Annotated in this window: 12 protein-coding genes; 9 read left to right on the top strand and 3 right to left on the bottom strand. The window is 73.5% G+C overall.

Annotation, left to right across the window (positions count from 1 at the left end):
• Window positions 1-131: 131 nt before the first annotated feature.
• Complete coding sequence (locus ACLIRP_RS12735) at window positions 132-3,536, top strand: response regulator (RefSeq protein ID WP_412060836.1); 3,405 nt, start codon at window positions 132-134, stop codon at window positions 3,534-3,536.
• Window positions 3,537-4,070: 534 nt separating this feature from the next.
• Here ACLIRP_RS12735 and ACLIRP_RS12730 read toward each other — a convergent pair.
• Window positions 4,071-8,057: a two-component regulator propeller domain-containing protein gene (locus tag ACLIRP_RS12730; protein ID WP_412060835.1), complete on the bottom strand. Its 3,987-nt coding sequence runs from the start codon at window positions 8,055-8,057 to the stop codon at window positions 4,071-4,073.
• Window positions 8,058-8,201: 144 nt separating this feature from the next.
• Between ACLIRP_RS12730 and ACLIRP_RS12725 the strand changes: the two genes are divergently transcribed.
• The gene (locus ACLIRP_RS12725) at window positions 8,202-10,229 is read left to right on the top strand and encodes a M13 family metallopeptidase (protein ID WP_412060834.1); all 2,028 of its coding nucleotides are present in this window, start codon (window positions 8,202-8,204) and stop codon (window positions 10,227-10,229) included.
• A 194-nt stretch (window positions 10,230-10,423) separates the two neighbouring features.
• On the top strand, window positions 10,424-11,035 hold the full coding sequence (locus ACLIRP_RS12720; RefSeq protein WP_412060833.1) for a DUF2911 domain-containing protein: 612 nt from the start codon (window positions 10,424-10,426) through the stop codon (window positions 11,033-11,035).
• A gap of 87 nt (window positions 11,036-11,122) precedes the next feature.
• On the opposite strand, the gene ACLIRP_RS12715 is transcribed toward ACLIRP_RS12720, so the two are convergent.
• A complete protein-coding gene (locus ACLIRP_RS12715) occupies window positions 11,123-11,941 on the bottom strand; it encodes an aldo/keto reductase (RefSeq protein ID WP_412060832.1) in 819 nt (272 codons plus the stop codon).
• A gap of 151 nt (window positions 11,942-12,092) precedes the next feature.
• Here ACLIRP_RS12715 and ACLIRP_RS12710 point away from each other — a divergent pair, with 151 nt between their 5' ends.
• A complete protein-coding gene (locus tag ACLIRP_RS12710; RefSeq protein WP_412060831.1) occupies window positions 12,093-12,584 on the top strand; it encodes a ferritin-like domain-containing protein in 492 nt (163 codons plus the stop codon).
• 170 nt (window positions 12,585-12,754) lie between these two features.
• Window positions 12,755-13,765: a hypothetical protein gene (locus ACLIRP_RS12705; protein ID WP_412060830.1), complete on the top strand. Its 1,011-nt coding sequence runs from the start codon at window positions 12,755-12,757 to the stop codon at window positions 13,763-13,765.
• On the opposite strand, the gene ACLIRP_RS12700 is transcribed toward ACLIRP_RS12705, so the two are convergent.
• Window positions 13,762-16,839 carry a hypothetical protein gene (locus ACLIRP_RS12700; RefSeq protein WP_412060829.1) on the bottom strand — a complete coding sequence of 1,026 codons (3,078 nt, stop codon included), beginning with the start codon at window positions 16,837-16,839 and terminating at the stop codon, window positions 13,762-13,764. The two genes, ACLIRP_RS12705 and ACLIRP_RS12700, sit on opposite strands and share 4 nt — an antisense overlap.
• Before the next feature lie 203 nt (window positions 16,840-17,042).
• On the opposite strand from ACLIRP_RS12700, the gene ACLIRP_RS12695 reads away from it, so the two are divergent.
• From ACLIRP_RS12695 to argG, 4 genes are all read left to right on the top strand, one after another.
• Window positions 17,043-17,789: a hypothetical protein gene (locus tag ACLIRP_RS12695; protein ID WP_412060828.1), complete on the top strand. Its 747-nt coding sequence runs from the start codon at window positions 17,043-17,045 to the stop codon at window positions 17,787-17,789.
• Between the two features lie 121 nt (window positions 17,790-17,910).
• Window positions 17,911-18,930 carry a hypothetical protein gene (locus ACLIRP_RS12690; protein ID WP_412060827.1) on the top strand — a complete coding sequence of 340 codons (1,020 nt, stop codon included), beginning with the start codon at window positions 17,911-17,913 and terminating at the stop codon, window positions 18,928-18,930.
• Between the two features lie 214 nt (window positions 18,931-19,144).
• Window positions 19,145-19,411 carry a GIY-YIG nuclease family protein gene (locus tag ACLIRP_RS12685; protein WP_412060826.1) on the top strand — a complete coding sequence of 89 codons (267 nt, stop codon included), beginning with the start codon at window positions 19,145-19,147 and terminating at the stop codon, window positions 19,409-19,411.
• Between the two features lie 427 nt (window positions 19,412-19,838).
• Window positions 19,839-21,041, top strand: coding sequence for an argininosuccinate synthase (argG, locus tag ACLIRP_RS12680; RefSeq protein WP_412060825.1), 1,203 nt, complete (start codon window positions 19,839-19,841; stop codon window positions 21,039-21,041).
• The last annotated feature ends 54 nt before the right edge of the window (window positions 21,042-21,095 follow it).

Below are 21,095 nucleotides of genomic sequence, written 5' to 3'. Positions count from 1 at the left end.
GAACGGTAAAGTGACGGCGGCGCGGGTTTAGACGGGCTCGGGGCGACCGATACCCTACCGGTCCCACCGACTGGCCTGTGCCTCGCCCTTCCGCTCCTGCGCCGTCCGCTTCTCTCGCCGCCTTCCGCTGGATGCTAGGCGCCGCGGCCGTCGCCGTCCCGGCGTTCTGGGTTGTCTACCGGGCCATCGACCCGGCCTACTACGACCCGCTCGCGCTCCGGGTCGGATACGCCGCGTTGATGGTGGGCCTGCTGGCGTTGACGTTCGTCAACCGGGCGGTCCGGCGGTCGGTCTGGACGTGCGCCCTGGTCGCCTCGTGCGGTCTGGTCGTCTACTTCACGTGGCTCGGGGTGCAAAACGACCTCGACAACGCGTGGATCGTCGGCGTGCTGACGGCCGGGAGCGCGACGGTCCTCGCGATCACCCCGTACGCGCGCTCCGTCCGAGGCGTCTGGGCCGCGGCGCTGTCGCTGACCGTGTCGCTGCTCGCGTCGCTTGTCGTGTCGGGCGCGCCGTTCGAGAGCGGCCTGCTGGTGGGGGCGTGCTACGTGCTGCTGGCCTTCCTCGGGTCGACCGCCGCGATGGCTCAGGTCCGGACCCGGCTCGCGCTCCGCGAGCAGCGCGACCAGCTCCAGGCCCGCGGCCGGCTCCTGCGGACCGTCATCGACGCCATCCCCGAGCACGTCTACGTCAAGGACCGCGAGGGCCGGTGCCTCATCCGCAACAAGTACAGCGCCGACTTCCTGGGCCTCGACGACCCGTCGGAGGCCGTCGGGCTGACCGTCTTCGACACCTCGGAGGACCCGGAGGTCGCCGCCGACTACTGGGCCGAGGAGGACCGCGTGATGCGGACCGGGGAGGCCGAGATCGACTTTGAGGAGCCGTACGCCTACGGCGGCGAGACCGGCTGGCTCATCACCTCGCGGATCCCGCTCCGCGACGACTCCGGCGCCGTCGTCGGGCTCGTCGGCGTGACGCGCGACGTGACGGAGCAGAAACAGAGCCGGGCCAAGATCGAGGCGCAGCGGCGCCTGCTCCAGACCGTCATCGACGCCATCCCGGACCACATCTACGTCAAGGACGTTCAGGGCCGGGCCACGCTCCGCAACGTCGCCAGCGCCGCCGCGCTCGGGTTCGACGACCCCGAAGAGGCGGTCGGCGCGACCGACGCCGAGGTCTGGCGCCGGCGCGCCGCCGACCAAGACCACGTGTCCGACATCGAGGGCTACGGGCTGGCCGCCTCCGCCGACGACCTCACGGTGATCCGGACGGGCCGCCCGCTCCGCGACAAGGAGGAGCGCGACGCCAGCGGCGGCTGGCTGCTCACCACCAAGGTGCCCCTGCGCGGCCCCGACGGCACGGTCTCGGGCATCGTCGGCGTCTCGCGCGACATCACGGCCCAGAAGGCCGTCCAGGCCGCGCTCCGCGACGCGCGCGACGCGGCCGAGGCCGCCCGCGCCGCCGCCGAGGCCCAGCGCCGCGAGTTCGAGCGCAGCCAGCGCCTGCTCCGCACCGTCATCGACGCCATCCCCGACCGCATCACCGTCAAGGACCGCGAGGGCCGCTTGCTCACCCGCAACCTCGCCGCCGCCCGCATCATGGGCTACGAGACCGTTGAGGAGTCGGTCGGGCTCACGCTCCTCGAAACCGACGTCCCACGCGACCTCGCCGAGCGGGCCCACGCCGAGGACCTGCGCGTGATGGAGACGGCCGAGCCGCTCCTGGCGGTCGAAACGAAGCGGACGTTCGGGGAGGGCTGGAAGGAAAGCACGAAGGTCCCGCTCCAGGACGAGTCCGGCGAGGTCGTCGGGCTCGTCTCGGTCATGCGCGACATCTCGGAGCGGAAGGCGGCCGAGGTGGCCCTGCGCGAGGCCCACGACGCCGCCGAGGCCGCGCGCGAGGCGGCGGAGGCGGCGACGCGAGCGAAGTCGGAGTTCCTGGCCAACATGTCCCACGAGATCCGGACGCCGATGAACGGCGTGGTCGGGATGACGAGCCTGCTCCTCGAGACCCCGCTCGGCCCCGAGCAGCGCGACTTCGTCGAGACCATCCGGACGTCGGGCGACGCGCTCCTGACCATCATCAACGACATCCTCGACTTCTCGAAGATCGAGGCCGGGATGCTCTCGCTCGAGGAGGCCCCGTTCGACGTCGCCTCGACGGTCGAGGACGCGCTCGACCTCGTGGCCCAGGGGGCCGCCGAGAAGGGCGTCGAGCTCGCGTACGTCGTGGGCGACGGGGCCCCCCGGGCCGTCGTCGGCGACGTCACGCGGGTCCGGCAGGTGCTGGTCAACCTGTTGTCGAACGCCGTGAAGTTCACGGCCGAGGGGTCCGTGTGCGTCCGGGTGGGGGGGGCGCCCCCGGACGCGGCGGTGGGGTCGGCGGCCGAGCTCACGTTCGCGGTCGAGGACACGGGGATCGGGATCGCGCCGGGGAAGCTCGAGGCCGTGTTCGAGAGCTTCAGCCAGGCCGACGCCTCGACGACGCGGGAGTACGGGGGGACGGGCCTGGGCCTGGCGATCTGCCAGAGTCTGGTCGGGATGATGGGCGGGGAGATGACCGTCGCGAGCGTGGTCGGGGAGGGGTCCACCTTCGGGTTCTCCATGCCGACGACGATCGCGGCGTCCGAGCGCCGGGTGTTCCTGCAGCGCGAGCAGCCGGCCCTCGAAGGCCGCCGCGTGCTCGTCGTCGACGACAACGCGGTCAACCGCGAGATCCTGACGCGGCTCTCGGCGCGGTGGCGGATGGTGCCCGACGAGGTGCGCTCGGGGCCCGAGGCCCTCGAGGCCGTCGCCCGGGCCAAGGCCGAGGGCCGCCCGTACGACCTCATCCTGCTCGACATGCAGATGCCGGGGATGGACGGCATCGGGGTCGCCCAGGCGCTCGACGCCCAGCCGGGCCAGCCGCCGGTGATGGTGATGCTGACCTCGATCCACCGCGGCAGCGACTTGCGCGAGCGCGCGCGCGCCGCGGGCGTCCACGCCGTGCTGTACAAGCCGACCAAGCCGTCCCAGCTCTACGACGTCCTGATCGGCGCCTTCGAGGACCGGCCCGCGCCGGCCGTCGCCGGGCCCTCTGCGCCTGCCGCCTGGGTCGCCCGGGGCGCCGTCACGACCGAGACGCCGCCCTCCGGCCCGACGCTCCGGGTCCTGCTGGCGGAGGACAACCTGGTCAACCAGAAGGTGGCGACGCGGCTGCTCGACCGGGTCGGGATCCGGGCCGACGTGGTGGCGAATGGGCTCGAAGCCGTCGAGGCCGTCGAGCGCCAGGCCGCGCACGGGCAGGGGTACGACGTCGTGTTCATGGACGTCCAGATGCCCGAGATGGACGGGCTCGCGGCTACGCGGGCGATCCGGGCGCTGCCGCTGGCGTCGCAGCCGCACGTCGTGGCGCTGACGGCGAACGCGATGGAGGGCGACCGCGAGGCGTGCCTCGAGGCGGGGACGGACGACTACCTCTCGAAGCCGGTCCAGCTCGACGGCATCCGCAGCGCCATCGAGCAGGCGCGGCGTGCGCTCCGGGCTGTCCAGGCGTAGCGGCAGGACGGGTCGGGGCTGGCGGGCCCCATGGCGATGCGTGACTCCGTGTCGAACCGGTGTTGGATCAGATGGCAGTGGCCCCAGGCCTGTTTGCAGCAGCCAGAAGCCTCGTCGCAGGCGTCATCGGCCTCCACAGGCGGTCGTGGGTCTCGTTGTCCGAGGCGCGGACCTGTTTGCAGCGGTCGTGGACGTCCGTGCAGGCGTAGTGGGCCTCGGTGGGGGGGGGTGAGCCCTGTTGCAAGGGGGGAAGGGGAAGTGTGGGCCAGCAGGCGGGCTCGCGCCAGGGGGGGCGTGCGTGTTGCCCGTCGCCGTTGCAGGGGCATGGAGCCAGGAGGCAAGCGATGAGCCCGGGCCGGACCCCCGGATGGGAGTGGGGGACCGTCTCGCGCCGCCGGGCGGCCTCTGCGCCACCGGACCCAAACACGCGACCCGCTCATGGCCCCTCACCCCGGCTGCGCCGACTTGGGCTGTCTCTCCCCGTCAGAGAGGGGAGCGTTCGAACGGCGGGCGCCCGCGCCGCCCATATTCGGCTTACGCCATAGCCTCGGCGGTCGATCGGCGTTCGGCGCGGTCGAGGGCGTCGGCGAGGTCGGCGCGGCGGAGCGGCTTGGGGAGGTAGGCGTCCAAGCCGGCGTCGAGGGCGCGCTGGGCGTCGCCGTCGAGCGAGTTGGCGGTCAGCGCGATGACGTAGGGCTGGTCGGCGTCGGCGAGGCGGGCGCGGATCTGGCCGGTCGCCGCGTGGCCGTCGAGGAGGGGCATCTGGATGTCCATCAGCACGACGGCGTAGGGGGCGCCCGTGGCGGCGGCGGCGCAGACGGCGTCGACGGCCTCGACGCCGTCGGCCGCGAGGTCGGCGTGGTAGCCGAGGGCGTCGAGCGTGCGGAGCGCCACCTTCTGGTTGACCACGTTGTCTTCCGCCAGCAGGATGCGCGTCGCGCGCCGCGGGGCCGCGTCGGCGGGCGGGCGCGGGGGGGCGGCGAGGCGGTCCGGCGCGCCAGTGGCCTGGGCGACGACGCGGCAGAGCTTGGCGCGGCGGGCGGGCTTGAGGAGCGCCGCGGCGACGGGGGCCCCGGCCTCGACGTCGGTCGCGTCGCCGAGCAGGACGACGGCGGGGGGCGTGGGCACGATGGCCCGCAGGGCCCACGCCGTCCCGACCCCGTCGATCCCCGGCAGGTGGGTGTCGAGGACGGCGGCGGCGAAGGGCGTGCCGGCGGCGTGGGCCCGGCGCGCGGCCTCGATGGCGGCCTCGCCGCTGACCGCGCGGACGACACGGGCGCCGGCGCCTTCTAGATGCCGGGCGACCATGGCGCCGCTCGGCGCGTGGGCGTCGACGACGAGCACATGGAGGCCGGGCAGCGGCGTCGGCGCCTCGACCGCGGCGTGGGCCGCGCCGACCCGGATCGTGAACGTGAACGTGGAGCCGTGGCCGGGCGCCGGGGCAGGCGTGCTCTCGGCCGCGATCTCGCCGCCCATCACCTCCACCAGACGGCGACTGATCGCCAAGCCGAGCCCAGTCCCCCCGTACTCCCGCGTCGTCGAGGCGTCGGCCTGGGTAAAGGCCTCGAACAAGCGGTCGAGGTGGGCGTGGGCGATGCCGACGCCCGTGTCGCGGACGGCCACGCGCAAGCGCCAGCCCGGCCCGTCGGGCTCGGCCGAGACGGCCACGCGCACGTCGCCGCGCTCGGTGAACTTGACGGCGTTCGCCAGCAGGTTGACGAGCACCTGGCGCACGCGCGTCACGTCGCCCTGCACCGCCTCCGGCACGTCGTCGGCGAGCGTGTAGACGAGGCCGACCCCGCGCTCGCGGGCGGCCGGGGCGACCAGGTCGATGGCGTCCTCGACCACGTCGCGGACCCCAAACGGGGCCTGTTCGAGGTCGACCTTGCCGGCCTCGACCTTCGAGAAGTCGAGGATGTCGTTGATGAGCGTCAGGAGCGTCGCGCCCGAGACCTGGATCGTCTCGACGAAGTCGCGCTGGTCGTCGCTTAGCGGCGTGTCGAGCAGGAGGTCCGTCATGCCGATGACGCCGTTCATCGGCGTCCGGATCTCGTGGCTCATCGTGGCTAGGAACTCGGACTTGGCGCGGGCCGCCGCGAGCGCCTCCTCGCGCGCCTCGGCGAGGTCGCGGTTGGTGGCCTCGACGCGCTCCTTCTCGCGCTGCAGCTCGGCCGTGCGGCGGTCGACGGCCAGGCGGAGCTGGCGGCCCCGGTGGCGGAGCGTCCGGGTCCGCCACCGGTACGCCCCGGCGGCGGCGGCCACGAGCGCCAGCGCGAGCAGCGCCAGCGCCCCCGGCGTGCGCCACAGCGGCGGGACGACCTCGAACTGGAGCGTGGCCTCGCCCGCCGACCACACGCCGTCGGCGGTCTGGGCGCGGACGCGGAAGGTGTAGGTGCCGGGCGCCAGCTCCGGGAAGACGGCCGTGCGGCCGTCTTGAAGCGGCCCCCACGGCGCGGCGTCGGCGCCGGCCCGGTCGAGGGCGTACTGGTAGCGGAGCCCGCCCGGCGCGGCGACGGTGAGCGCGGTGAACCCGATGGCGAGGTGGCTGCGGTCGTGCGGGAGCCGGAGGCCGACCGGCAGGCCGCGCGCGTCGACGCCGGCGGCCCGGTCCACGAGCCGCTCGCCGGTCCCCAGCCGGACGCCGGTGACGTAGACGGCCGGGGCGCTCGTGGGCGGCACAAGCGCCGGGTCGAACCGCGTCAGGCCGTCGGGCGTCCCGATCCACAGGCGGCCGGCGGCGTCCCAGCGGAGCGACTTGAAGTTGACCCCGATGGGCGTGAAGCCCTGCTCGGCGGCGTACGTCACCGACGGGAGCGGCTGCCCGGGCACGGGGTCCGACACGTCGAAGCGGACGAGGCCGCGGTTGGTGCCCACCCAGAGCCGGCCGTCGGGGCCTGCCGAGGCGGCGTAGACCGTCGCGCCGGAGAGCGAGCCGGCAAACGGGAAGCGGACGGGCGCGTCGGAGCCGGGCGCGTAGTAGACCAGCTCGGCGTCGTAGAGGCCGGCCCAAACGGCGCCCGAGGGGAACGCGGCGACGGCGATCACGGCGTCGTCGGGGCGGCCGGTGGGGAGCCGGGTGAGCCGGCCGCCCTCCATCCGCGCCAGCCCGCCGTCGGTCGCCAGCAGCGCGCGCCCGGCGCGGTCGAAGGCGATCTCGTTGACGAAGGCGTTCGGGAGCCCGTCGGCTGGGGTGACCGACGCGATGGAGCCGTCGGGCGACAGGATCGACAGGCCGTCGTTCGTCGCCAGCCAGATCCGCCCGTCGGGCCCTTCGTCGACGTCGTAGAGGTAGTCGGCGATGAGCCCGTCGGCCGTCGTGTAGAGGCGTCGGCTCCCGTCGGGGCGCTGGCGGAGGAGGCCGGCGTACGTCCCGACCCAGACGTCGCCGCCCGACGTCCGCTCGATGACGTTGACGCGCGTGTCGTCGGGGGCGGGCGCCAGCGGGAGCGGGCGGAAGGTGCCGTCGGGCCGCTGGCGGAACGCGCCGCGCCCGGTCCCCACCCAGACGGCGCCGTCGACCTCGGCCGAGGCCCAGACGATCGGCTCGCCGAGCCCGTCGCTCGCGCCGAAGTGGGCGAACGCCTCGCCGGTGAACAGCCCGACGCCGAGCCCGGTGAGCCCCAGCCAGAGCTCGCCGTCGTGCCCGACGTGCATGGCGCGGACCTCGCGCGCGGGGAACCCGCTGGCCGGGCCGTAGCGCGCGCCGAGCGGCGCGGCCGGGTCGGCGTCGGGGAGCCAGCCGACCTCGCCGAGCGAGGTCCCGATCCAGACGCGCCCGGTGGGGTCGGCCGCCAGCGACCGGATCTCGCCCGCGAGCCCGTCGGCGGGTCGCAGCGCCCGGACCGTGGCCCGGCCGTCGGCGAGCCGCGCCAGCTCGCGCGCATTCGCGACCCACAGCGCGCCGTCGGCGGCGACGGCGAGGACGGTCGGCGGCTCGGACAGGCCCGTCGGGACCGTCCGGAGGCGGCTGCCTCGGGCGCGCGCCAGCCCGCCGGCCGTGGCCAGCCACACGTCGCCCCCGGCGACGGCGAGGTCGGACAGGGTGTCGCTCGGGAGCCCCTGCGCGCGGCCCACGCGCCGGACGCGCTCCCCATCGATGACGAGGGCGCCGTGATGCTGGGTCGCGGCCCAGACGCGGGGCCCCTCGGCCGCGAGCCGGTGCGTGTAGCTCTGGAGCGCCGTCCCGGCGACGGCACGGAACCGGCCGCGCTCGAAGACGGCGACCCCGTTCGCGGTCGCCGCCCACAGCCGCCCTCGGCGGTCGACCTCGAGGTCGCTGACGTAGTTGCGGGGGAGCCCGTCCTGGGCCGTGTACGTCACGAAGTCGACACCGTCGAACCGCGAGACGCCGCCCTGGGTGGCGAACCAGACGTAGCCCGCCGGACCCTGGAGGATGTCGTTGACGCGCGTCTGCGGGAGGCCGTCGGCCAGGCCGTACGTCCGGACGGAGAACTGCTGGGCGGCACCGGGGCCCGCCGTCACGAGCAGGAGGGCGGTGAGGGCGAGACGAGCGAGGCGCATAGAGAGGCGGGTCGTCCCCTCCGTATCGGTGGCGCGGGCCGCGAGTCAAGGGCCCACCTGACGCACAGGGGGGCGGGCCGGGCGGGCACGGCCGGGCGTCGGCCCCCGTTATCCTGGCCTCCCACCCATATCCCACCGCTCCGCATGCGACGACTGCTTCTTCCCGCCCTCGCGCTCCTGGCCGCCCCGGCCTTCGCGCAGGGCGCGCTCGGCATCGACCGGGCCGCCATGGACACCGAGGTCCGCCCCCAGGACGACCTCTTCCGCTACGTCAACGGCGCCTGGCTCGACACCGTCGAGATCCCGGCCGACCGCTCGCGCTACGGCTCGTTCGACCTCCTCCGCGAGCGGTCCGAGGCTGACGTCCGCGCCATCATCGAGGACGCCGCGACCGGCGCCGTCGTCGACCCCGACGCGCGCAAGGTGGGCGACTACTACGCCGCCTACATGGACTCGGCGCGCGTCGAGGCGCTGGGCATCACGCCCCTCCAGCCCGACTTCGACCGCATCGACGCCGTCGACTCGCCCGCGTCGCTGGCGCGGTACTTCGCCCAGAACAGCACGACGTACGGCCCGTCGCCCCTCGCCAGCTTCGTGGGTGTGGACGCGAAGGACTCCGACCGCCACGTGGTCACGCTGTGGCAGTCCGGCACCGGCCTCCCGGACCGGAGCTACTACCTCGAAGACCGCTTCGCCGACGCCCGCGCCGGCTACGTGACGTACATCGAGACGCTCTACGACCTGGCCGGCTGGCCCGGCGGCGCCGACGCCGCGCGCGACATCCTGGCGCTGGAGACCCGGATCGCTGAGGACCAGTGGACGCGGATCCAGAACCGCGACCCCGAGGCCCGCTACAACCCGATGGCCGTCGCCGACATCCTGGCGATGTACCCCCACCTCCACTTTGACGTGATGGCCGAGACGATGGGCCTGCCCGCGTCGCTGGACTCCGTCATCGTCGGGCAGCCGTCGTTCCTCGCCGGGCTGGACAGCCTGATGGCCGAGGTCCCGATCGAGACGTGGAAGACCTACGCGCGCGCCCGGACGCTGAGCGAGGCGGCCGGCGTGCTCCCCGCCGCCTTCGGGCAGGCCTCGTTCGACTTCTACGGCCGCACGCTGAGCGGCCAGGAGGAAGACCGCCCGCGCTGGAAGAAGGCCGTCGGCGCCACGTCCGGCGTGCTCGGCGAGGCCGTCGGCCGCATCTACGTCGACCGCCACTACCCCCAGGCCGCCGCCGACCGGATGGCGGAGCTTATCGAAAACCTGCGCGAGGCGTTCCGCCAGTCGATCGCGGGCAACCCGTGGATGACCGACGCGACCAAGGCCGAGGCGCTCGACAAGCTCGAGAACTACGTCTACAAGATCGGCCACCCCGACGAGTGGGAGGACTACTCGGCGCTCGAGGTCTCGGCGACCGACCTCGTCGGCAACGGCCGCTCGGCGCGGGCGTGGGGCCGCGCCGACAACCTGGCCAAGCTCGGCCAAGCGCCGGACCGCACGGAGTGGGGCATGACGCCCCAGACCGTCAACGCGTACTACAACCCGGCCTTCAACGAGATCGTCTTCCCGGCCGCCATCCTGCAGCCGCCGTTCTTCAACGTCGAGGCCGACGACGCGGTCAACTACGGCGGCATCGGCGCCGTGATCGGCCACGAGTACTCGCACGGGTTCGACGACTCGGGCAGCCAGTACGACGCCGACGGCAACCTGCGCGACTGGTGGTCCGAGGCCGACCGGGCCGAGTTCGACGCGCGTGGCGACATGCTGGTGGCCCAGTACGACGGCTACGCGCCGTTTGAGGACGCGAACGTGCAGGGCCGGCTGACGTTGGGCGAGAACATCGGCGACCTCTCGGGCCTGACGATGGCGTACCGCGCCTACCGCCTGTCGCTCGACACGGACGGCGACGGCGTCGTCTCCGCGTCCGAGGAGGCCCCCGTCATCGACGGGTTCACGGGCGACCAGCGCTTCTTCATGGGCTGGGCCCAGGTCTGGCGCATCACGCACCGCGAGCCCTACCTCCGCCAGCTCTTGCAGACGGACTCCCACAGCCCGGGCGAGTACCGCGCGAACGGCCCGCTCGCGCACATCCCCGGCTTCTACGACGCCTTCGACGTGCAGCCCGGCGACGCGCTCTACCTCCCCGAGGACCAGCGCATCGTGCTCTGGTAGCCGCCGCCCACGTCCGGACTCCGGCCCCGCTGGCGCTCGCCGCCAGCGGGGCTTCTTTCTGAACGGCCCGCCCGCGCAAGCAGGCCGCACCTCGCATGCTGGGGCCAGTGCGAAAGGCCTGCGGCCGCCGCTCGTGGATCCCTCGCGAGCGCCCGGCGGTACACCGCCCCCACCCCCGACTCCCCCACGACCTGATGATTCGCACCCTCCCCCTCGTTCTCAGCCTCTTTCTCGTCGCCTCGGCGTGCGCCCAGGACGGCGAGGCCGACATGGCCGACCACGCGAACATGGCGGCCGACCACATGGAGATGGCCGACATCCCGATGCGCGCCAACGACGAGGCCCGCCCGAGCCCGAACGCCGGCGTCATGGCGACGATCGGCACCACGACTGTCCACGTCCACTACGGGCGCCCGAGCCTGCGGGGCCGGGCCTACTTCGCCGACGGCGCCGAGCTGGCGCCCGCCGGCCAGGTCTGGCGCACCGGCGCGAACGAGGCTCCGACGATCACCTTCTCCGACAACGTGATGTTCGGCGGCGAGATGGTCTCGGCCGGCACCTACGCTCTGTTCACCATCCCCGGCGACGAGTGGACGGTGATCCTGAACGGTACGGCCCAGCAGTGGGGCGCTTTCCGCTACGACGAGGGCGAGGACGTCGTCCGCGTGACGGCGACGCCGATGACGGACGCGCCCCAAGCCGAGCAGTTCGAGATCCGCTTCCAGGACCTCTCCGAGGACTCGGCGACGATGGTCCTCCACTGGGGCACCGTCGGCGTCCCGGTGACGATCCAGGCGGGGATGTAGTCCCGTCGACAGCAGGCGCGGATCGAGCGCAAGCCAGACGCCAGGCGGGACCGTTCCGCCTGGCGTTTTTGCGTTCTGGCCGGTCCCCTACGCGTCCCAGTCCGGGCCGAAGTCGGGGTCGATGGTGCGGTGGTCCTTGGGGAGCGCGTCCAGGCGGGCGCGGTCGTCGTCGCTCAGCACGAGGTCGGCGGCGGCGAGGTTCGAGGCGCGATGCGCGTCGGACGAGGCCTTGGGGATGGCGAGCACGCGGTCCTGCCCGAGCAGGTACGCCAGCGCCACCTGCGCCGGGCCGACGCCGTGCGCATCCGCGACCGCGCAGACCGTCTCGTTCGACAGCGCCTCGCCCTGGGCGAGCGGGCTGTACGAGGTCAGCACCATCCCGGCCGGGCGGATCACGTCGAGCAGGCGCTCCTGGCCCAGCAAGACGTGGTGCTCGACCTGATCGGTCGCCAGGTCCGGGACCAGCTCCAGGGCGTCGCGGAGCATCCCGGCGGGGTAGTTCGAGACGCCGATCAGCCGCGCCTTGCCGGCTTCGCGGACGGCCGCGAGGGCTTCGAGCTGGGCCTCCAGCTCGATCTCGCTCACGGGCCAGTGCAGCAGCAACAGGTCCACGTAGTCGGTCCCCAGCTTGCCCAGGCTCTCGTCGACCGACGCCGCCAGCCGCGACGGCGCCACGGCGTCGCGCCAGACCTTGGTGGTCAGAAACACCTGCTCGCGGGGCACGGCGGAGGCCGCCAGCCCGGCGCCGACCTCGGCCTCGTTCTTGTAAACCTGGGCCGTGTCGACGTGGCGGTAGCCGATGGCGAGCGCGTGCTCGACGGCGCGCTGGGCCTCGGCCCCGCGCATCTGCCAGGTGCCCAGGCCGAGGGCGGGGACGTCGACGCCGTGGACGGAATACTGAGTCATGGGAAGGGACCGGAAGGGGAGAGGGGTGGCCGGGCACGCACTCCGGCGCGGCGCGGTTCGCCGCCTCAGAGATCGCCCGAGTGTCGGCGCCGGCGGAACGCTCCCGGAGTCGGTCGGGTACACCACGTCCCCTCTCATCCCTCCCCCTCCCATGTCCAAGATTACCGACCTCCGCGGCCTCTTCCTCCACGGCCTCAAGGACCTCTACTACGCCGAGAAGCAGTCCAAGAAGACGATCGCCTCGATGGCCGAGAAGGCCACGAACACCGACCTCGCGAGCCAGCTGAAGGCGCACGCGGAGCACTCCGACACCCACATCCAGCGCCTCGACAAGGTGTTCGAGCTGATCGGCGAGAAGGCCGAGGGCGTCACCTGCGAGGCCATGGACGGCATCCTCAAGGAGTCGAAGCACCTGATGGACGAGGTCGAGGACGCCGAGACGCGCGACGCCGCCATCGTCTTCTGCGCCCAGGCCATCGACCACTACGAGATCACGCGCTACGGCAGCCTGGCCACGTTCGCCGAGCGCCTCGGGCACGACGAGGCGGCCCAGCTCCTCGGCGACACGCTCGGCGAGGAGGAGGACGCCGACGAGCGGCTCTCGCTGCTCGCCAAGGACACGCTCAACAAGGAGGCGGTCTAAGGCCCCTACCTGCGAGCTTGCGCCGCCCCGCGTCCTCCGGGATGCGGGGCGGCCTGCGTTCGGGGCGCCCCGCCGGCGCGAGCGGGTCCCGCGAGCGGGGGAGTCTGCCGCCAGCACCTGCATCCGGGCGACCGGGCCGCCGTAGGCGTCCGTCCCGCCCCACGCCTCCGATGACCGCCTCGCCGACTCGCCCGCTCGCGCCCGTCGGGGTCTTCGCTGGGCTGGCGTCGGCCGCGTACCTCGTGGGCGCGCTCGTGATCGTGCCGGCGCTGGCGCGCGTGGCCCAGCCCGACGTCCTCGCGGCGGCGCTGGCGGTCGACCTCGTGGTGCTGGTGCCGCTCGCGTACGCCGCCCTCGTGGCGCGTGTCAGCGGCCGGTGGTGGACGCTGGCGCCGGTCGTGGCGCTGAGCCTCGGCGCGACGTGGCTCGTGCTGCCCGACGCGCACCGCGGGGTGCTCGACGTGGCGCTGCTGGCGCTCCCCGTGCTCGAAGTGGGCGCGGGGCTGGCGGTCGTCTGGGCATTCGCGCGAGCGGTCCGGTCCGGGGCGTCGGGCGACCCGTACGAACGGTTGCGGGCGGCCGCGGCGCGTGTGCTGCCGAACGCGGCGGGGCGGGCGCTGGCGTACGAACTGGCGGTCGGGCGGTACGCGCTCGGGCCGCTGGCAGCGCCTCCGGCCGGTGCGTTCCCGGGGCGGCGCGCGAGCGGGTACGGAACGGTGCTGGCGGGCATCGCCGTCGCGGCGGCGATGGAGCTGGTCGGCGGCCATGTGTTGGTTCGGCACCTGTGGGGCGACGGCGCGGCGCTCGTGCACCTCGCGCTGAGCGGCTACGCGATCGTCTGGCTCGTCGGCGACTGGCGGGCGCTGGGCGCGCGCCCGACGACGCTGGACGGCGACACGCTCCACGTCCGTTGCGGGCTGCGGTGGACCGCGGCGGTGCCCGTCGCGGCCATCGAGGCCGTCTACCACGTCCGCCGCCCGCTGCCGGCCGACCGGCCGACGGTGCGGGCCACGGCGGGGACGCCCCAGTTCGCGCTCGACCTGCGCAAGCCCGTCGTCGCCGAGGGGCCGTACGGGCTCCGGCGGACCGTCACGCGCGTGGCGCTCTCCGTCGACGACCCGGACCGGTTCGTGGCCGCGCTGGCGGTGGCGATGGGGGGACGTGCCCTCGGGGCGCGCTAGAACGGCACGGCGGCCTGAACGCGGTAGTACAGGTCGAGGTCGTCGAACGGCAGCGTCCCGTCGACGAGGTCGCCCAGGCGGTCCGCCGGGGAGGCGAGCCCGACGGCGTGGCGGATCTCGAGCCCGGCGATGCGCAACACGTTCGCCAGCTCGCCGCCCACGCCGACGCGCTCGATGGCGCCGTCGAGGTCGGCGCCGGTCCACACGAGCCCGGCGTCGACGAAGGCGGCGGGCGAGACGGGGCCGAGCTCGACGAGCCCGAGCAGCGTGGTCTGGAGGTCGCCGAGCGCCGGGCCACGCAGCTCGGCGCTCCCGAAGAGCGCGCGCGTGCCGACGGCGTAGCTCCGGTACCCGCGCACGCGCTCGGCGCCCGCAAATTCGAGCGCGCCGACGAACGGGAGCGCCGCGTCGATGGCGTCGTACCGCGCCAGCCCGACGTAGTCCTGGGCGAGCGTCTCGCCGAAGACGGCCGTCGCGCGCGCCTTGGTGAACAGGCGCGTTTGCCCGAAGACCGGCCACACGCGGTAGCCGAGCACGTCGGGCCGGACGAAGGCGTCGCCGCCGAGCGCGGGGATCCCGACCGCCACACGCGCGCGGAGCCCGGTCCCGTCGAGCGGGGCGATCACGTTCCACCGGTACGGCCGCTGGAACTTGTAGGCGGCCCCGATCTCGACGTCGAACCGCGTGCCCGCCTCGGGGACGCCCAAGCCTTGGGCCGCGACGTCCACGAAGCGGTCGAGCGCGAGCGGCTCGGCGTACGCGTACCGGACGCGCGCGCCGAGGAGGGTCGCCGTGTACGGCCGGTCGATCACGTCGACGGGCAGCGTCGCCGACAGGTCGCCGCCGAGCAGGTCCTCGACGAGCAGCCTCGACCCGTAGACCGTCGACGGGGACGTAAAGCGGTAGAGGTCGAGCGTGAGCGCGGCGGGCGTCTGGCGGTTGGTGTACGAGACGAGCCCGAACGACTTGTCGACGGGCCGGGTGACTGAGACGCCGGCGAGGATCGCCAGCTGGTGCTTGCCGAGCGGTTCGAGAAAGAGCGAGTTGGCGAAGACGCCCCAGTCGTCGTCGTCGGTGAAGAGCTCGCCGTCCTCGCCGGGGTCGCCGTACGGCAGGCCGAGGGTGATGGCGTGCGTCAGGTTCGCGAGCGCGTGGTAGCGGCGCCGCTCGCGGACGAGCGCGGGGTCGGGCGCGATGGCGTCGGGGATGGTGATCGGCGGCCGGTGCGTCGTCCACGCGGCGTAGGCGGGCGGGACGGTCACGGAGTCGGTGGTGACGGTCGGGCGGCGGCGGGCGTCGACCACGAAGACGCGGTCGCGGCGCTTGGTCTCGGACGAGACGAGGACGAGGCGCCCGGCGGGGTGCAAGCTGTCCGGCGGGAGCCAGTCGTGGACCGTCGCGCCGTCGAAGAGGAAGGTCACGCGGGCCTCGCCTCCGGGCGGCGGCAGCTCGGCAGGGACGAGCGTGGGGACGAGCGCGCCGCCGTCCACGCCCGCCACGAACACGTTCGGGGCCCGGTCGCGGAGCGAGGTGAACGCCAGCGAGTCGCCGGCGGCGTTCCAGACCGGCAGGCGGTCGTCGCGCTCGGCGCGGGGCACGCCGGCGCCCGTCGCCAGCCGCTCGACCGTGCCGCTGGCGAGGTCGAGGACGGCGAGGTCGCGCGTGCCCTCGCCGTCGAAGAGCGAGAACACGACGCGGGCGCCGTCGGGCGACCATCGCGCCGTCGGGATCTGCACGTCGCCGGTAAAGGCCGTCAGCGCGCGCTCGGCGCCCGTGTCGAGGTCGAGCTCGAAGAGGTTGGCCGTGGCGCCCTCGACGCCCACGAACGCCAGCCGGCGGCCGTCGGGCGCGAACGACGGGGAGACTGCCCGGCGGTCGGTCGTCAGCCGTCGGAGCCCGCCGCCGCTGGAGCGGACGAGGTAGAGGTCGTTGACGAGCGAGCCGTAGGCGCCGCGCCGCGTCCGGGCAAAGGCGATCTGCGCGCCGTCCGGGCTCCACGTGATCGGGCCGGTGATGGCGCCCTCGGCCAGAATCCGGAGGTTCGCGCCGGTGCTGTCGGCGCCCGGGTTCGTCATCGCGATCAGGCGGCGGACCGGCCGCGCCAGGCTCGGCAGCACAACCGCCGCCACGCGCGCGGTGTCGGGGCTGAAGGCGACCTCGTAGACGACCTGCCCCGGGAGCCCGAACGGCTTGGTCGCCAGCGAGTCGAGCCGCTCCATCTGCCCCGCCTGCGTATTGTAGTACACGTTGACGTGCTTGCGCCACTCCTCGGAAAAATCCCGGAACGGCTCGCCGGTGACGGCGCGGAAGGCGGTCTCGAAGTCGTGGGCCCGGCCGAGCCCGAAGAGGACGGGCTTGCGGTGGGCCAGAATCTGGGCGATCGTCGAGTCGCCGCGCGACTGGGCGAGAAAGCGGACCTGGCTATTGCCGACGGCGTAGCGCAGGCGCCCGTTCTGCGGCGAGGACCCGTCGGTGTAGCTCAGGCGGTCCTCGAACGTCGCCGTGCGGAGCCAGCGGTCGCCGCGCTGGGCATCCCACCGCTCGGTCGCGTACTGCGCCAGCCCCTCGGCCCAGAAGCTCGGGAGCGGGTCGGCGAAAAAGACGTCGAGCAGGCCAAGGTTGCTCCGAATCGCGCGGTAATGGATCAGGTGCGCCACCTCGTGCGCGATCACCTTGCGGAGCCACTTGACGTCGCCCGTCCAGATCTCGGCTGTGTCGTTGACGTGGACCCAAATCGTCGTGAACCCGCTCGACCCGACGTTGAAGGCGATGCCGTTCGCGATCTCGTCCTCGTCGGAGAGGTAGATCCGAATCGGGTCCGAGAACGCAAGCGCGGTCGAGTCGGGGCTGAAGGTGACCGTGAGGGCGTCGAAGGTGGCCTCGGCGACGGCGGCGGCCTCGGCCTCGATGCCCGCCAACCGCGCCGGGTAGATGATCTCGAAGTGCTCGGTCGTGGCCACCTGCCAGTCGAGCTCGGCGTGGTTGCGGCCGTTGAACAGGCCGAACCCGACCTGGGCGTCGGCCGCGCCGGTGGCGAACGCCAGCAGGGCGAGGAGGAGCAGAGGTCGACGCATCGGGCGGGGTCCGGGGGGCGGGGGAAGCTAGGCCGCGCTCCGGGCGGGCGGGGTCGCGAGCGGGAGCCGTCACCCAACGTCCGCACGTCGCCGGAGGGCTGTCCCGGTCGGTCGCCAGGCTGTGACAAACCGGTGGCACCCGCACCCTATATCATACGCGTACGCGCGCGAGCCTCCGCGCGGCCACCCTTCCCCCAACTCCGATGGCCGATCTCTCGACCCGCTCTCTCCCGCCGTCCGACTGGGCCCGCGCCCTGGCCGTCGGCCCGCACTACGAGCCACCGTACCCCGGCGCCGTCCAGGACGAACTCGCGTGGCACCTGGTGAAGGCCGTCCGCGAGGACGCGCGCCTGCGCTCCGAGGTCGAGGTCGAGGTGCCCGCCTCGGCCGGCTGGCCCGAGGCCGGGACCGGCCCGGCGTTCTTCACGCTCGACCTGGTCGTCGAGGTGCCCGTCGCCGACGGGGACGGCGGGGCCATCCGGCGCGTGGCCTTCGAGGCCGCCGGCGGGCCGGGCGCGCGCGCCCTGCGCGACCACGACCGCCGCCTCCGTCGCGACGCGACGTTGCTCGCGCACGGCGCCGTCGACACCATCTACCGCCTGCGCGGCTCGGACCTGCTCGGCCACATGGACGACGTGCTGTACCTCGCCAGCCAGTGGGACCCCGACCTGTTCTCGGACCGCGGCCGGACGAACCTCGCGACGCTGGCGAGCCCCGAGGCGCGTCAGGTGGCCGTCCGCCCCGAGCAGCCGAGCGTGCTCGTCCCCTACGCGCTGTCCGCCGACGGCGACTCGCCGGAGCGCCACCTGTGGCACGTCGCGAACGGCCAGGCACCGCATGTGCTGATCCGTCGGCTCGACCGCCGCTTTGAGTCGGTGTGGGGCCCGTACGCCGAGCGCCCCCTCCGCCGCGTCGAGGTCGAGCGGCCGGCGCTCCGCAAGGCGTCGTAGGGCATCGCTTGAGAACGTGGGGACCCGCCGCACCACGTTCCACCGTCCCCGCAGACGCACGGTGACATATCGCTGACACCCCCGGCACGCTACGCTCTCCACACACCCCCCGCACACTACCATGTCGTTCGTCCATCCCCTGAGCCGCCGGCCGCAGCAGCGCCGCCTCGTGATCGCGGTCCGCGGCGCCGCGGGCACCGGCAAAAGCTGGTTCGCCGCGAGCTTGGCCGACGCTGGGCTCGGCCGCCTGTGCTTTTTCGACACCGAGCGCAAGGCGCGCCTGCTGGCGGGCGCCGACGGCTCGGCGTTCGACGCCATCGAGGTGGAGCACCCCGACGAGCTGCTCCCGTTCGTCGACTGGGCGCTCGGCGAGGGCCGCGACGAGCAGGGCTACGGCTGCTTCGCGCTCGACTCGTGGGCCATGTACTTCGGCCGCAAGCACCGCGCGACCGTCCAGGCCGTCCGCGAGCGGACCGGCGACCCGACGGCCCAGCCGTCGGCCGAGGCGCTCCAGGCCGATCAGATCGTGTTCCAGGAGGTCCTGCGGCGCTTGTGCGTCGACTCCGGCGCGTGCGTCGTCATCACCGACCAGACGGCGGCGCGCGGCAAGCAGGACCGCGAGGAGAACGAGATGGGCCGCGTGTTGCCGATGACGGCGTCTGGGCTCGAGTACTTCGTCGACGTGATGCTGGAGCTGTCGCTGCGCCAGGACGGCTTCGACACGCGCCGCGTGGCGACGGTCGTCAAGTCGAACGCGCCCGGCCTGCCGGTCGGGCTCGAGATCGACGACCCCGTGTTCGCGGATGTGCTGGCGCTGTTGGGCGCCGGGCCCGCGCCCGTCGAGGTCCACGACCTCCCCGACGTGCTCCCCATGCCCGCCCTCTCCACGTCGTCGGGCCCGACCGTCGGCGACCTGTTGACGGAGGCCGAGGGCTACGGCGTCGGCCGGCCCCAGGTGCTGCTGGCGGCGCGCCACTACTGCGGCGTCCAGGCGCTCGACGAGCTGACCGAGGCGGAGCGCACCGACCTGCTCGACCGGATGCGCGAGCGGTACGCGACCTCGGGCGACAGCGCGGCGACGCTCGACGCGGAGGCCAGCGACACGGAGGTCCGCGTGGCCAAGCGCAAAAAGGCGGCCTAGCGCGCGGCCCCTCGGTTATCGATGCCCCGCTGGTGCGTGCGCCAGCGGGGCGTTTTTTGGATGGGCCCTGGGCTCACGGGCCCGAGAAACCACCTACCCCTCCCTCAGCGTCGTCCCGAACGGACGTGAGGGATCTCAGCACCGCCTCGCAAGCCCACGCGAAGGGCAGTTCCGGCCTCATGATGTATGCTTTGCTATGGGCCGATCGTTCTGGGTGTACATCCTCGCGAGCACCTCGCGCGTGCTCTACACCGGCATGACCAATGACATCGGACGACGGCTCGCCGAGCACCGAGCCGGTCAGGGCTCCACGTTCGCCAAGCGGTATCGGGCGACTCGACTGGTCCACCTCGAAGAGCACCCGACGGCTGCTGACGCAATCCGTCGAGAGAAGGAAATCAAGGCGTGGCGGCGGGAAAAGAGGGTCCGGTTAATCGAAGCCTCGAACCCGGAGTGGGCCGACCTATCTGGACAGTCGTAGAAGCGCTTCGCTGGAGGAAGGGCGCTGTGCTGAGATCCCTCACATCCGTTCGGGATGACGTCGGGCGAGGGAATGGCGAGCGTTCGGGGCGCATCGCGGGGCGGGCAATGTCTCCCCGTAGGGGCACGCCGGTGGCGTGCCCGGTCCGCGCGGTGCCCTCTCCCGACGCTGCCGCCCTGCGTGTCTTTTCTGTGGTTGGAAGCGCTACCGGGGCGCCGCCGCGTTGCGCCCGCCCGCGTCCGCCCCTATCCTGCGCGTTCCGACCCGCCCCACGCGTGACCCCCTCCATCTTCCGACGTGCTCGACGCCGACCGGCTTGCGCTGGGAGACGACGCATGTAGGTAGATCGCGGACGACCGCGGATCGGATCCGACCTCAGCGCCGACTCTCACGACGAGAGCCGGCGCTTCTTTTTTGCCCAGCCCCCATGCCCAGCCCCATCGCCCTCGCCTTCTCGGGCGGCCTCGATACCTCCTTCTGCGTCCCGTACCTCCGCGAGGAGACCGGCCGCGACGTGTGGACGGTGACCGTCGACACCGGCGGGTTCGACGACGCCGAGCGCGCCGCCATCGCGGCCCGGTCCGCCGACCTGGGCGCCGCCGGGCACACGCTCGTCGACGCGCGTGCGGCTCTGTGGGACCGCGTGCTCCAGTACCTCGTCAAGGGGAACGTGCTGCGGGGGAGCGTCTACCCGCTGTGCGTGGGGCCCGAGCGCGTGGTGCAGGCCGAGGCGCTGGCGGAAGCTGCCCGCGAGGTCGGGGCGACGGCCGTGGCGCACGGCTCGACGGGCGCCGGCAACGACCAGATCCGCTTCGACGGCGCGCTCCGCCTCTTGGCGGCCGACCTCGACGTGATGACGCCCATCCGCACGCTCGCGCTCTCCCGCGCCGACTCGACGGCGTTCTTGCACGAGCGCGGCGTCGAGGTCGACGCCGCGACGACGGACTACTCGATCAACCGCGGCCTGTGGGGGACGACGATCGGCGGCAAGGAGACGCACGAGACCGACGGCATCCTTCCCGACGCCGCGTGGCCCGACACGGTCTCGCCCGCCGACGCGCCCGACGCGCCCCGCCAGCTCACCATCGCCTTCGAGGCCGGCGTCCCCGTCGCCGTCGACGGCGAGCGGCTCGACCCGGTCGCGCTCGTCGAGACGCTGAACCGCGAGGGCGCCGCGCACGGTGTCGGCCGCGGCGTCCACGTCGGCGACACGATCCTGGGCATCAAGGGGCGGATCGGCTTCGAAGCTCCGGCCGCGCTGACGCTCATCGCCGCGCACCGCGAGCTCGACAAGCTCGTCCTCACGCGGCACCAACTCGTCGAGTCCGCCCGGCTCGGCGACTTGTACGGGCGGCTCGTCCACGAGGGCGAGTTTTTCGACCCCGTCTGCCGCGACATCGAGGCGTTCCTCGACCGGGCGCAGACGCGGGCCACCGGCACCGTCACCGTCGAGTGGTTCAAGGGCGCCCTCCGCGTCCTCGGCGCGACGTCGCCGCACTCGCTCTTCGACGCGGGCGCGGCGCGCTACGGCGAGGACCACGCCCTGTGGTCCGGCCGCGACGCCCAAGGCTTCGCCCAGATCTATGGCTTGCAGGCCCGCTTGGCGGCGACCGCCGGACAGGAGCCGTGATGTGTGACTCGTGACTCTCGCGAGCGTCCCACGCATCCCTCCCCACGCCCATTC

It is taken from the genome of Rubrivirga halophila (genome assembly GCF_046845755.1).
GTDB lineage: Bacteria > Bacteroidota > Rhodothermia > Rhodothermales > Rubricoccaceae > Rubrivirga.
This window is presented reverse-complemented; position numbering and strand designations above follow the sequence as displayed.

What these genes read in the sequence shown, in the direction of transcription:
- ACLIRP_RS12720 (WP_412060833.1), top strand. Translation starts at nt 10,424, where the DNA reads ATGATTCGCACCCTCCCCCTCGTTCTCAGCCTCTTTCTCGTCGCCTCG.
- ACLIRP_RS12710 (WP_412060831.1), top strand. Translation starts at nt 12,093, where the DNA reads ATGTCCAAGATTACCGACCTCCGCGGCCTCTTCCTCCACGGCCTCAAG.
- ACLIRP_RS12715 (WP_412060832.1), bottom strand. Translation starts at nt 11,941, where the DNA reads ATGACTCAGTATTCCGTCCACGGCGTCGACGTCCCCGCCCTCGGCCTG.
- ACLIRP_RS12700 (WP_412060829.1), bottom strand. Translation starts at nt 16,839, where the DNA reads ATGCGTCGACCTCTGCTCCTCCTCGCCCTGCTGGCGTTCGCCACCGGC.
- argG (WP_412060825.1), top strand. Translation starts at nt 19,839, where the DNA reads ATGCCCAGCCCCATCGCCCTCGCCTTCTCGGGCGGCCTCGATACCTCC.
- ACLIRP_RS12695 (WP_412060828.1), top strand. Translation starts at nt 17,043, where the DNA reads ATGGCCGATCTCTCGACCCGCTCTCTCCCGCCGTCCGACTGGGCCCGC.
- ACLIRP_RS12730 (WP_412060835.1), bottom strand. Translation starts at nt 8,057, where the DNA reads ATGCGCCTCGCTCGTCTCGCCCTCACCGCCCTCCTGCTCGTGACGGCG.
- ACLIRP_RS12725 (WP_412060834.1), top strand. Translation starts at nt 8,202, where the DNA reads ATGCGACGACTGCTTCTTCCCGCCCTCGCGCTCCTGGCCGCCCCGGCC.
- ACLIRP_RS12735 (WP_412060836.1), top strand. Translation starts at nt 132, where the DNA reads ATGCTAGGCGCCGCGGCCGTCGCCGTCCCGGCGTTCTGGGTTGTCTAC.
- ACLIRP_RS12690 (WP_412060827.1), top strand. Translation starts at nt 17,911, where the DNA reads ATGTCGTTCGTCCATCCCCTGAGCCGCCGGCCGCAGCAGCGCCGCCTC.
- ACLIRP_RS12705 (WP_412060830.1), top strand. Translation starts at nt 12,755, where the DNA reads ATGACCGCCTCGCCGACTCGCCCGCTCGCGCCCGTCGGGGTCTTCGCT.